The following is a 12,519-nucleotide window of genomic DNA, read 5'->3' as shown; positions in this document are numbered from 1 at the left end:
ATTGTCTATTATACAATGTTATTCGTCTAGATGCAAGCATCTTTTTGTTTGCATCTGCTTTTCTCTACTTTTGCTATTATACATGGCACTTTAAAGAATTTCAAGTTTTCATCTGCTCTTATTCAACTTACAGTTTATGGATGTTACTTCTTGTTTTATATACTATAGAAGAAACTCATTCAAAGATAGAAAACACACCTCTTTCTTCTATATTAATAAACAATAAAAAAACCCAAGGGAGAATCCCTTGGGTTTTTTAATAATCTATTTAAAGATTACTCAGCAACGATTGTAGCAACTACACCGTAACCTACTGTACGTCCACCTTCACGAATAGAGAATTTAGTTCCCTCTTCGATAGCGATTGGAGCGATAAGTTCGATAGTCATTTCGATGTTGTCACCAGGCATTACCATTTCAGTACCTTCTGGTAATTGGATGATACCAGTTACGTCAGTTGTACGGAAGTAGAACTGAGGACGGTAGTTAGCGAAGAATGGAGTGTGACGTCCACCTTCTTCTTTAGATAATACGAAAACTTCAGCTTTGAATTTAGCGTGAGCTTTTACAGAGCCAGTTTTAGCAAGAACTTGTCCACGTTGGATGTCTTCACGAGCAACCCCACGAAGTAAAGCACCGATGTTGTCTCCAGCTTGAGCTTGGTCAAGAAGTTTACGGAACATCTCTACACCAGTTACAGTTGTAGAAGCATTTTCTTCAGCAAGACCGATGATTTCTACTACGTCACCAACTTTAACGATTCCGCGCTCTACACGACCAGTTGCAACTGTACCACGACCTGTGATAGAGAATACATCCTCGATAGGCATTAAGAATGGTTTGTCAGTTTCACGTTCTGGAGTTGGGATGTAAGCATCAACTTCAGTCATTAATTCAATGATTTTTGCTTCCCAATCAGCTTCTCCTTGAAGAGCTTTAAGAGCAGAACCTTTGATTACAGGAATGTCGTCGCCTGGGAATCCGTATTCAGATAATAGGTCGCGAACTTCCATTTCTACTAATTCTAATAATTCTTCGTCGTCTACCATGTCGCATTTGTTTAAGAATACAACGATGTAAGGAACACCTACTTGACGAGAAAGAAGGATGTGCTCACGTGTTTGAGGCATTGGGCCATCAGCAGCAGATACTACTAAGATACCGCCGTCCATTTGAGCAGCACCAGTGATCATGTTTTTAACATAGTCAGCGTGACCTGGGCAGTCAACGTGTGCATAGTGACGAGTTTCAGTTTCGTACTCAACGTGTGCAGTTGAGATTGTGATTCCGCGCTCTCTTTCTTCTGGAGCAGCGTCGATTTGATCGTATCCGCGTGCTTCAGCACCACCAGCTTTTGCAAGAACTGTAGTGATCGCAGCAGTTAATGTAGTTTTACCATGGTCAACGTGGCCGATTGTACCGATGTTAACATGGGGTTTAGAACGTTCGAATTTAGCTTTAGCCATTCTAAATTCCTCCTTAGTTTATATAGGTTATTTTATATTCAGACTAGAAAGCGAAACTTAAGTCTCACTTTCTAAGCTTACATAAGTAGTTATACTTGAACAATCGATAAAAATCAATTATTCACCTTTATTTTTTTTAATAATTTCTTCAGAAACAGACTTCGGTACTTCTTCATAATGATCAAATGTCATTGAGAATGTTCCGCGTCCTTGAGTGTTAGAACGTAATGCCGTTGCATAACCGAACATTTCAGAAAGTGGAACCATAGCGCGAACAACTTGTGCGTTACCACGAGCTTCCATACCTTCTACACGTCCACGACGAGATGTTACGTCGCCCATAATGTCGCCCATGTACTCTTCAGGAATTACAACTTCAACTTTCATCATTGGCTCAAGAATTACTGGGCTACATTTAGAAACCGCAGCTTTAAGTGCCATAGATGCAGCGATTTTGAACGCCATCTCAGATGAATCGACATCATGGTAAGATCCGTCAACTAACGCAGCTTTAATGTCAACTAGTGGATAACCAGCTAGTACACCATTTTTAAGTGAGTCTTCAAGACCCGCTCCAACAGCTGGGATGTATTCACGTGGAACTACACCGCCGACGATTTTGTTTTGGAATTCAAAACCTTTACCTTCTTCATTAGGTTCAAACTCAATCCAAACGTGACCGAATTGTCCACGACCACCAGATTGACGAGCGAACTTACCTTCAACTTTCGCAGCAGCGCGGAAAGTCTCACGGTATGCTACCTGAGGAGCACCAACGTTTGCTTCCACTTTGAATTCACGGCGCATACGGTCAACGATGATATCAAGGTGAAGTTCACCCATACCAGCGATGATTGTTTGGCCAGTTTCTTGGTCAGTGTGAGCACGGAATGTTGGATCTTCTTCAGAAAGCTTAGATAATGCTGTACCCATTTTATCTTGGTCAGCTTTAGATTTTGGTTCGATAGCTACAGAGATAACTGGCTCTGGGAATTCCATAGACTCAAGGATAACAAGACTCTTCTCATCACAAAGAGTATCTCCAGTAGTAGTATCTTTTAAACCTACAGCAGCAGCGATATCACCAGCATAAACTGTTGAAATCTCTTCACGGCTGTTAGCGTGCATTTGTAGGATACGACCTACACGCTCACGCTTGCCTTTAGTTGAGTTTTTCACGTATGATCCAGAGTTTAACACACCAGAGTACACACGGAAGAACGTTAACTTACCAACATAAGGGTCAGTCATGATTTTGAATGCTAGAGCTGCGAATGGTTCTTCATCGCTAGACTTACGTTCGATTTCTTCCTCTGTATCCGGAAGAGTACCTTTAATAGCAGGTACATCTAATGGAGACGGTAGGTAATCGATTACTGCGTCTAACAGAATTTGAACACCTTTATTTTTGAATGCAGAACCACAGATTACTGGGAAGAATTCTACAGAAGTTGTAGCCTTACGGATACCAGCTTTAAGCTCTTCTACAGTGATTTCTTCACCTTCTAGGTACTTCATCATCATTTCTTCATCAAGCTCAGCTACCGCTTCGATAAGCTTTCCACGGTATTCTTCAGCTAATTCTTTGTGCTCTTCAGGAATTTCAACACGCTCGATGTCTGTTCCTAAATCGTTACCGTACATATAAGCACACTCTTCAACAAGGTCAATGATACCATTGAACTCATCTTCAGCACCGATTGGCAACTGAATTGGATGTGCGTTTGCTTGTAAACGATCGTGGATTGTTCCTACAGAGTATAAGAAATCTGCACCGATCTTATCCATTTTGTTAACGAATACGATACGAGGTACACCGTAAGTAGTAGCCTGACGCCAAACAGTTTCTGTTTGTGGTTCTACACCAGATTGTGCATCAAGTACTGCTACCGCACCATCAAGTACGCGTAAAGAACGTTCTACTTCTACTGTGAAGTCTACGTGTCCTGGAGTGTCAATGATGTTTACACGGTGACCTTTCCATTGAGCTGTAGTTGCAGCAGAAGTAATTGTGATACCACGCTCTTGCTCTTGCTCCATCCAGTCCATCTGAGATGCACCTTCATGAGTTTCACCGATTTTATGAATACGTCCTGTATAATACAGAATACGCTCAGTTGCTGTTGTTTTACCAGCATCGATGTGAGCCATGATACCAATATTACGAGTGTTTTCTAAAGAGAACTCTCTTGTCATTTGGTGTCTTGCTCCTTCCATATATGGATTGGATTTTTATTTTAAGTAGCAAAAAAGCCACTTTATATTGTTACATATGCCAGTGTCCAGTACCCTCATTATGTAAAACGAGCGCCCAACGAAAGGGAGAGGCATTCTCCCTCTCCACACTTCCATAAGCGACAAATAAAGCGGTTTATGCATACATTTATTTTACGTTGAATCCTACCAACGGTAATGAGCAAATGCTTTGTTAGCTTCTGCCATTTTATGAGTGTCTTCACGTTTCTTAACAGATGCACCAGCGTTGTTAGCTGCATCTAAGATTTCGTAAGCTAGACGCTCTTCCATAGTTTTTTCACCACGAAGACGAGCATAGTTTACTAACCAGCGAAGACCTAAAGTTGTACGGCGTTCTGGACGAACCTCAACTGGAACTTGGTAGTTAGCACCACCAACACGACGAGCACGTACTTCAAGAACAGGCATGATGTTCTTAAGAGCTTGCTCGAATACTTCCATAGGGTCTTTATCTGAACGTTCACGAACGATATCGAAAGCGTTATAAAGAATTGTTTGAGATTTACCTTTTTTACCGTCAACCATCATTTTGTTGATAAGGCGTGTTACTAGCTTAGACTTGTACATTGGATCTGGTAACACGTCACGTTTCGCAACAGGTCCTTTACGAGGCATATTGAGTTCCTCCTTTCATTATAAGTTTATTATTTTTTAGCAGGTTTTGGTCGCTTAGTACCATATTTAGAACGTCCTTGCATACGTTTGTCAACACCAGCTGTATCAAGCGCACCACGAACGATGTGGTAACGTACCCCTGGTAAATCCTTTACTCGACCACCGCGAATTAATACTACGCTATGCTCTTGTAGGTTATGACCGATACCTGGGATGTAAGCTGTAACCTCGATACCGTTTGTTAAACGTACACGAGCGTATTTACGTAACGCTGAGTTAGGTTTCTTTGGAGTCATTGTACCAACACGAGTACATACACCACGTTTTTGAGGTGCAGAGATATCAGTTGATTTTTTCTTTAAAGAGTTGAACCCTTTGTTTAACGCAGGTGATTTAGATTTCCATACTTTATCAGTACGACCATTTCTCACTAATTGGTTAATAGTAGGCATTTGATTATCCTCCCTTCGCATGTTTGTATGACCACATATCCAGGTGGTTCATTATTAGTTGAAAACAAAGTTTTTGCAAGGGAGAGCAAATGCTCTCTCCTCACAAAAACAGTTTTAACTTATTATTCCTATTGCTGAAGCTCCCACTTGAATCCCCGAAACTTTTCCAAGCTTACGAACTGATTCAACTTTGGTTATGGGTATGTTATGTTGCAAGGCGGTACGAATGATCATATGGGTTAACCGCATATCAGCATCTTCCGCAATAACAACTTCTTTAACTATACCATTTTTGATTGCCTCCAATGTGCGTTTATGACCAACGACTACATTTTCAGCATTTGACACTTTTTGATAAGACATATAAATATCCTCCAAAGCATCGTTCAGGAGCAACCTTGATTATAGTAACATTTTGACTCATACAATGTCAACTAGGATTAACTGTTTTTATACAAAATTTACGAAGGAAAATTTTACTGTTCCACATAAACTTCATCGTTTTCTACATTCATGTCACCTTGTGTTGTTTTTACAAGATCCACTTTGCGATAACGATTCATACCTGTTCCAGCAGGAACAAGTTTACCGATAATAACATTTTCTTTCAATCCTAGAAGCTCATCGCGTTTACCCTTAATTGCTGCATCAGTTAAGACACGTGTCGTTTCTTGGAACGATGCTGCAGATAAGAATGAATCAGTTTCAAGTGAAGCTTTTGTAATACCAAGTAGAACAGGTCTAGCCGTTGCTGGTTGTTTACCTTTCAGTAACACCTTCGCATTCGCATCAGTAAACTGATGGATATCTAGTAGTGTTCCTGGTAATACATCTGTTTCACCCGCATCACTTACACGAACTTTACGTAACATTTGACGTACCATTACTTCTACGTGTTTGTCACCAATTTCTACCCCTTGCATACGGTATACTTTTTGAACTTCACGTAGTAAGTATTCTTGAACCGCCGTAATGTCCGTTACTTTTAGTAATTCTTTCGGATCAATAGAACCTTCTGTTAACTCTTTACCGTGGCTAATTGGCTGTCCTAAAGTTACTTTCAGACGTGCACCGTAAGGAATAGCATACGTACGAGCTTCAACTTCACCCTGTACAACTACTTCTTGGCGATCTTTAACATCGTTGATCGCTGCGATAACACCATCGATTTCACTGATAACTGCCTGACCTTTCGGGTTACGAGCTTCGAAGATCTCTTGGATACGAGGTAAACCTTGAGTGATATCATCTCCGGCAACCCCACCTGTATGGAACGTACGCATCGTTAACTGTGTACCTGGCTCACCGATAGATTGAGCTGCGATAATACCTACCGCTTCTCCTACTTCTACGTCTGTACCAGTTGCTAAGTTACGACCGTAACACTTCTTACATACACCATGGCGAGTGTTACACGTGAACGCTGAACGAATGTTTACAGTTTCAACACCCGAATTTTCAACGATATGAGCGATATCTTCAGTAATTAGTTGGTTTTCACTAACTAATACTTCACCTGTTTCAGGATGTTTTACAGTTTTTCTTGCAAAACGTCCAACAAGACGATCATATAATGACTCAATTACTTCATTACCCTCTTTAATCGCACCAATTAATAGACCACGATCTGTTCCACAATCATCTTCACGGACAATTACATCTTGTGCAACGTCTACAAGACGACGTGTTAAGTAACCAGAATCGGCAGTTTTAAGTGCTGTATCGGCAAGACCTTTACGCGCACCATGCGTAGAGATGAAGTACTCAAGTACTGTTAAACCTTCACGGAAACTTGATTTAATTGGAAGTTCGATAATACGACCAGATGGATTGGCCATCAGACCACGCATACCAGCAAGCTGAGTAAAGTTCGATGCGTTACCACGGGCACCGGAATCACTCATCATGAAGATTGGATTGCGTTTATTCAAGGATTTCATCAGTTTTCCTTGGATAACATCTTTTGCATTACTCCAAATAGAGATAACGCGATCATAACGTTCTTCTTCCGTGATTAAACCGCGACGGAATTGTTTAATTACATTATCTACTTTTGCTTGTGCTTCGTGGAGAATTTCATCTTTTTCGCCTAATACAAGAATGTCAGATACCCCAACTGTAATACCAGCTTTTGTAGAGTACTTAAATCCTAAGTTTTTCATGCGGTCAAGCATACGAGATGTTTCCGTAATTTGGAAACGTTTAAATACTTCCGCAATGATGTTACCAAGGATCTTCTTGCTAAATGGCGCCACTTCTTCGCGACTAGCAATAATTTCTTTAATGTTCGCACCTTTTTCAACGAAATACTCCGCTGGTGTTTCTTTTTCAAGGTTTGAGTTTGTCGGTTCATTAATATAAGGGAACGACTCTGGTAAGATTTCGTTAAATATTAATTTACCAACTGTTGTTAATAGAAGCTTACCTTTTTGCTCTTCAGTAAATGTTACGTTATTTACTGAACTTGCAGCAACTGCAACACGTGTGTGCAGATGTACATATCCATTTTGGTATGCAAGTATTGCTTCGTTTGCATCTTTGAAGACCATACCTTCACCGATTGCGCCTTCACGCTCAAGTGTTAAGTAGTAGTTACCTAATACCATATCCTGAGATGGAGTAACAACTGGTTTTCCGTCTTTTGGATTCAAGATGTTTTGTGCCGCTAACATAAGAATACGAGCTTCTGCTTGTGCCTCTGATGATAACGGTACGTGAACCGCCATTTGGTCACCGTCAAAGTCCGCGTTGTATGCAGTACATACAAGTGGGTGAAGACGAATTGCGCGACCTTCTACTAATGTAGGTTCAAACGCCTGGATACCAAGACGGTGAAGTGTTGGTGCGCGGTTTAGAAGTACTGGATGCTCTTTGATCACAGATTCTAAAACGTCCCAAACTTCAGGTTGTACACGCTCGATTTTACGTTTAGCACTCTTAATGTTGTGTGCTAAACCTTTTCCAACTAACTCTTTCATAACGAAAGGCTTAAACAATTCAAGCGCCATTTCTTTCGGTAATCCACATTGGTACATCTTTAAGTTCGGTCCTACAACGATTACAGAACGACCAGAGTAGTCAACACGTTTACCTAATAAGTTTTGACGGAAACGTCCTTGTTTACCTTTAAGCATGTGAGATAGTGATTTTAATGGACGGTTACCTGGTCCAGTAACTGGACGGCCACGGCGACCATTATCGATTAATGCGTCTACAGCTTCTTGTAACATACGTTTTTCGTTTTGAACGATGATGCTTGGTGCACCTAAGTCCAATAGACGTTTTAAACGATTATTACGGTTAATTACACGACGGTATAAGTCGTTTAAGTCAGAAGTAGCAAAACGTCCACCATCCAACTGTACCATTGGGCGTAGTTCCGGTGGGATAACTGGAAGAACATCTAGGATCATCCAAGATGGGTGATTTCCAGAGTTACGGAATGCTTCTAATACTTCTAGACGTTTAATAGCACGAGTACGTCGTTGTCCTTGTGCTGTTTTTAATTCTTCTTTTAAGAAGTCTACTTCTTTATCTAAATCGATGTCTTGCAGTAGCTTTTTAATCGCTTCTGCACCCATAGCAGCTTGGAATGTGCTACCATATCGATCACGATATGCACGGTATTCTTTCTCAGAAAGTAATTGCTTCTTATCAAGTGGTGTATCTCCACTTTCTGTTACAACATAAGAAGCGAAATAAATTACTTCTTCAAGCGCGCGAGGGGACATGTCTAAGACAAGTCCCATGCGGCTCGGGATACCTTTGAAATACCAAATATGAGATACAGGAGCAGCTAATTCGATATGACCCATACGTTCACGACGAACTTTTGCACGCGTTACTTCAACGCCACATCGATCACAAACTACACCTTTATAACGTACACGTTTGTATTTTCCGCAATGACATTCCCAGTCCTTTTGTGGTCCGAAAATACGCTCACAGAACAAGCCATCTTTTTCAGGCTTTAACGTACGATAGTTAATTGTTTCTGGTTTCTTAACTTCACCGTATGACCAAGAACGAATCTTGTCAGGTGAAGCAAGTCCAATCTTCATATATTCAAAGTTATTTACATCTATCAAGGGGCCTACCTCCCTTTTAGTCTACAGGTTATCCCAATTATTCTTTAGTTGTCTCAACTTCGACATTCAATTTATCTGCTGATTGATGATCGTCGTCATCTTCTGTATCACGCATTTCGATTTCTTTATCGTCGCTAGACATCATTTTAACGTCCATACCTAAACTTTGCAGCTCTTTAATCAATACTTTGAATGATTCAGGAACGCCTGGTTCTGGAACATTTTCGCCTTTAACAATTGCTTCATACGTCTTAACACGTCCAATAACATCATCAGACTTCACTGTTAAGATTTCTTGAAGAGTATAAGCAGCACCGTAAGCTTCAAGTGCCCAAACCTCCATCTCACCGAAACGCTGTCCACCGAACTGAGCTTTACCTCCAAGAGGCTGCTGCGTTACAAGTGAGTACGGTCCAGTAGAACGAGCATGAAGTTTATCGTCAACCATGTGCGCAAGTTTGATCATATACATGACACCAACAGATACGCGGTTATCGAATGGTTCACCAGTACGTCCGTCATACAGAATTGTTTTCGCGTCATTCGCCATACCAGCTTCTTCAATCGTGCCCCAAACATCTTCCTCACGAGCACCATCGAATACTGGTGTTGCAATGTGAATACCAAGGTATCTTGCTGCCATACCAAGATGAAGCTCTAATACCTGACCGATATTCATACGAGATGGTACACCTAATGGGTTTAACATGATATCGATTGGCGTACCGTCTGGTAAGTAAGGCATATCTTCTTCTGGTAAAATACGAGAGATAACACCTTTGTTACCGTGACGTCCAGCCATCTTGTCACCTTCAGAGATTTTACGCTTTTGAACGATATATGCACGTACAAGTTGATTCACGCCTGGTGGCAATTCATCGCCATCTTCACGGTTGAATACTTTTACGTCTAAGATAATACCGCCACCACCGTGTGGTACACGTAGTGATGTATCACGTACTTCACGTGCTTTTTCTCCAAAGATAGCATGTAATAGACGTTCTTCAGCTGTTAATTCTGTTACACCTTTAGGTGTTACTTTACCAACAAGTAAATCTCCATCTTTTACTTCCGCACCAACGCGAATGATACCGCGCTCGTCAAGGTTGCGTAATGCATCTTCCCCAACGTTTGGAATGTCACGTGTAATTTCTTCTGGTCCAAGCTTCGTATCACGAGCTTCTGACTCATATTCTTCAATATGAATAGAAGTGTACACATCGTCTTTTACAAGGCGCTCACTCATAATGATCGCATCCTCGTAGTTATAACCGTCCCAAGTCATGAAGCCAACAAGCACGTTACGTCCAAGTGCTAGTTCACCTAATTCCATAGAAGGACCATCCGCAAGGATTTCACCTTTTACAACTTCATTTCCAACACTTACGATTGGACGTTGGTTGTAGCAAGTTCCTTGGTTAGAACGAATGAATTTTTGCATTTTGTAGCGATCTAAGTCGCCTTTTACTGTTTGACCGTCAACTTCTACATAGCGACGTACCCAAACTTCACGTGCTTCTACGCGTTCAACAACACCAGGATGTTTACAGATTACTGCAGCACCTGAGTCTTTTGCTGATACGTACTCCATACCTGTACCTACAATCGGAGATTCCGGATTCATTAACGGAACCGCCTGACGTTGCATGTTCGCTCCCATAAGTGCGCGGTTAGAGTCATCGTTTTCTAAGAACGGAATACAAGCTGTCGCTGCCGACACTACTTGTTTTGGAGATACATCCATGTAGTCGATGCGTTCTTTATTTGTGACAATGTTTTCACCACGGAAACGCGCTACGATATCTTCACTAAGGAATTCTCCTTCTTCAGATAATTTCATATTCGCTTGGGCTACAACATAATTATCTTCTTCATCTGCTGTTAAGTAATCAACCTGCCCTGTTACAAGACCAGATTCTGGATCAACACGACGGTATGGTGTTTCAATGAAACCAAACTCATTTACCTTCGCGAACGATGATAATGAGTTAATCAAACCAATGTTTGGTCCCTCTGGTGTTTCAATCGGACACATACGACCATAGTGAGAGTAGTGAACGTCACGTACTTCAAAACCTGCGCGCTCACGCGTTAAACCACCGGGTCCTAATGCAGATAGTCTTCGTTTGTGAGTTAACTCTGCTAATGGGTTTGTTTGATCCATGAACTGAGATAACTGAGAACTTCCGAAGAACTCTTTAATAGATGCAATAACCGGGCGAATGTTAATTAACGCTTGTGGTGTAATTGCATTTGTATCTTGAATCGACATTCTCTCACGAACAACACGTTCCATACGAGAAAGACCGATACGGAATTGATTTTGTAATAGTTCTCCAACAGAACGCAGACGACGGTTTCCTAAATGGTCGATATCATCTGTATCCCCTACTTTGTATAGTAGGTTGAAGAAGTAACTGATAGAAGCAAGGATATCACCTGGTGTGATGTGTTTTACATCACGAGTAATATTTGCATTACCAATTACATTAATCACTCGTTCGCCTTCTGACTCAGGAGCATAAATCTTAATAGATTGCAGCTCAACATCGCCTGCTACCACTCCACCCATTGGTTTCGCTGTTTTGAATCCAATGTTTTTCTCTAAGTAAGGTAGAATGCGATCCAGCGTACGACGATCTAAGACTGTTCCTTCTGCCGCTAAAATCTCACCAGTTTCTGGATCCACTAGTGTTTCAGCTAAACGTTGGTTAAACAATCTGTTTTTAATGTGTAGCTTTTTGTTGATCTTATAGCGACCTACATTTGCTAAATCATAGCGCTTCGGATCAAAGAAACGAGACACAAGTAAGCTCTTTGCATTTTCTACTGTTGGTGGTTCACCAGGGCGTAGACGCTCATAAATTTCAAGCAATGCTTTCTCTGTGCTATCTGTGTTGTCTTTTTCTAATGTGTTGCTTAAGTATTCGTTATCACCTAAAAGCTCGGTGATTTCTTGATCAGAGCCAAACCCTAATGCGCGTAACAAAACAGTTACAGGGAGTTTACGCGTACGGTCAATACGCACATATACAACATCCTTAGCATCTGTTTCATACTCTAACCAAGCTCCGCGGTTTGGAATTACAGTAGCAGTAAAACCACGTTTTCCGTTTTTATCCACTTTGCCACTATAGTATACGCTTGGAGAGCGAACTAACTGGGAAACGATAACACGTTCTGCACCGTTAATTACGAATGTTCCAGTCTCTGTCATGAGTGGGAAATCTCCCATGAACACATCTTGTTCTTTTACTTCACCAGTTTCCTTGTTGATTAGACGCACTTTTACACGAAGTGGTGCTGCATACGTCACATCACGCTCTTTGCATTCGTCTACAGAGTATTTAGGTTCACCTAAGCTGTAGTCGATAAATTCAAGCGATAGATTTCCCGTAAAGTCTTCGATCGGAGAAATGTCCTGGAACATTTCTCGCAAACCCTCATCAAGAAACCACTGATAAGAAGAGGTTTGAATTTCGATAAGATTTGGTAACTCTAATACTTCACTAATACGGGCATAACTTCTTCGTTGGCGGTGGCGTCCGTATTGAACTAGTTGACCTGTCAACTGCTTCACCCCTCAAATCATGAGTATTATAAATGCACAAAAAAATTTGTGCAAAATCACAAATAAATACA

General features: G+C 41.1%; 7 protein-coding genes. All 7 read right to left on the bottom strand.

Annotated elements, in window-relative coordinates; translation table 11 throughout:
- Positions 1–275 precede the first annotated feature (275 nt).
- Complete coding sequence (gene tuf / locus J0835_RS00660; RefSeq protein ID WP_001029616.1) at positions 276–1,466, bottom strand: elongation factor Tu; 1,191 nt, start codon at positions 1,464–1,466, stop codon at positions 276–278.
- A gap of 117 nt (positions 1,467–1,583) precedes the next feature.
- Complete coding sequence (fusA, locus tag J0835_RS00655) at positions 1,584–3,662, bottom strand: elongation factor G (protein WP_076542643.1); 2,079 nt, start codon at positions 3,660–3,662, stop codon at positions 1,584–1,586.
- A gap of 204 nt (positions 3,663–3,866) precedes the next feature.
- Positions 3,867–4,337, bottom strand: a complete 471-nt coding sequence (gene rpsG / locus J0835_RS00650; protein ID WP_001137489.1) for a 30S ribosomal protein S7 — start codon at positions 4,335–4,337, stop codon at positions 3,867–3,869.
- Positions 4,338–4,366: 29 nt separating this feature from the next.
- Positions 4,367–4,789, bottom strand: coding sequence for a 30S ribosomal protein S12 (gene rpsL, locus J0835_RS00645; RefSeq protein ID WP_001142341.1), 423 nt, complete (start codon positions 4,787–4,789; stop codon positions 4,367–4,369).
- Positions 4,790–4,903: 114 nt separating this feature from the next.
- Entirely contained in the window at positions 4,904–5,152 is a 249-nt protein-coding gene (locus tag J0835_RS00640) for a 50S ribosomal protein L7ae-like protein (RefSeq protein WP_000121828.1), read from the bottom strand.
- 113 nt (positions 5,153–5,265) lie between these two features.
- Positions 5,266–8,877, bottom strand: coding sequence for a DNA-directed RNA polymerase subunit beta' (gene rpoC, locus J0835_RS00635; RefSeq protein ID WP_000567948.1), 3,612 nt, complete (start codon positions 8,875–8,877; stop codon positions 5,266–5,268).
- 37 nt (positions 8,878–8,914) lie between these two features.
- Positions 8,915–12,448, bottom strand: a complete 3,534-nt coding sequence (gene rpoB / locus J0835_RS00630; protein WP_076542641.1) for a DNA-directed RNA polymerase subunit beta — start codon at positions 12,446–12,448, stop codon at positions 8,915–8,917.
- Positions 12,449–12,519 lie beyond the last annotated feature (71 nt).

It is taken from the genome of Bacillus cereus group sp. Sample62, assembly GCF_036851315.1.
GTDB classification, from domain to species: domain Bacteria; phylum Bacillota; class Bacilli; order Bacillales; family Bacillaceae_G; genus Bacillus_A; species Bacillus_A wiedmannii.
This window is presented reverse-complemented; position numbering and strand designations above follow the sequence as displayed.

What these genes read in the sequence shown, in the direction of transcription:
- tuf (WP_001029616.1), bottom strand. Translation starts at nt 1,466, where the DNA reads ATGGCTAAAGCTAAATTCGAACGTTCTAAACCCCATGTTAACATCGGT.
- fusA (WP_076542643.1), bottom strand. Translation starts at nt 3,662, where the DNA reads ATGACAAGAGAGTTCTCTTTAGAAAACACTCGTAATATTGGTATCATG.
- rpsG (WP_001137489.1), bottom strand. Translation starts at nt 4,337, where the DNA reads ATGCCTCGTAAAGGACCTGTTGCGAAACGTGACGTGTTACCAGATCCA.
- rpsL (WP_001142341.1), bottom strand. Translation starts at nt 4,789, where the DNA reads ATGCCTACTATTAACCAATTAGTGAGAAATGGTCGTACTGATAAAGTA.
- J0835_RS00640 (WP_000121828.1), bottom strand. Translation starts at nt 5,152, where the DNA reads ATGTCTTATCAAAAAGTGTCAAATGCTGAAAATGTAGTCGTTGGTCAT.